At 66.0% G+C, this 618-nt stretch carries 1 pseudogene; it reads right to left on the bottom strand.

The features are described from left to right. Positions 1-618, bottom strand: a pseudogene (locus GSM73_RS07675) (chromosome segregation protein SMC); the annotation flags it as partial.

The raw sequence follows: 618 nt of genomic DNA, 5'->3' as shown, positions 1-618 counted from the left end.
CGACCGACCCAATAGCCGTCCCGGCTGATCAGGCTTTCCCCGGCCGCCAGTTGTCCGCGCAGGGCCAAGGCCTGTTCAAGGCTGTCCACCGGTTTCACCTGCCCCAACCAGGGAGACAGGTCGACCTGGGCCTCGACTTTATCCAGCAAGCTGCCCGGCATCCGCACGCCATCGCCAGGCGGGCTGAGCAGGCGCAGATCGCCCTGAGTGAAGCCCGACAGATCGAAGCCTGCGAAGTCATCCACCAGCACCGCTTGCAGATCGGCGCCCAGCACGGTTTCCACCGCCAGCTCCCAACCGGCATCGACCTTCAGGCCTTCGGCCAGTCGCGGACGCTCGGCCAAATGCTGGTCGCGCAGCCATTCGGCAGCGCCGGTGCCGGGGTCCAGCGCCGCTTGCTGCAAGGCCTCCAGCGAAGCCAGACGGCCATTGAGGCGCTGCAATTCGCCCTGGGCCTGCTGCTGATTCTGCAGAGCCAGTTGCAAGGCCTGGCGCAGTTGCTCGAGCCGTTCGACCTGGGCATCTTCGCTGGCTTGCAAGTCTTCAAGGGTGGCTTCGCTGGCAGCCAGTTGTTCGCTCAGATCGACAATCGCCGCGTCTTCAGGGTCCGCCGCGAGC

Source organism: Pseudomonas sp. PICF6 (assembly GCF_009831705.1).
Lineage (GTDB): Bacteria > Pseudomonadota > Gammaproteobacteria > Pseudomonadales > Pseudomonadaceae > Aquipseudomonas > Aquipseudomonas rhizophila.
Note: the sequence above shows the minus strand (reverse complement) of the source record. Positions and strands in the feature narration are given on the sequence as shown.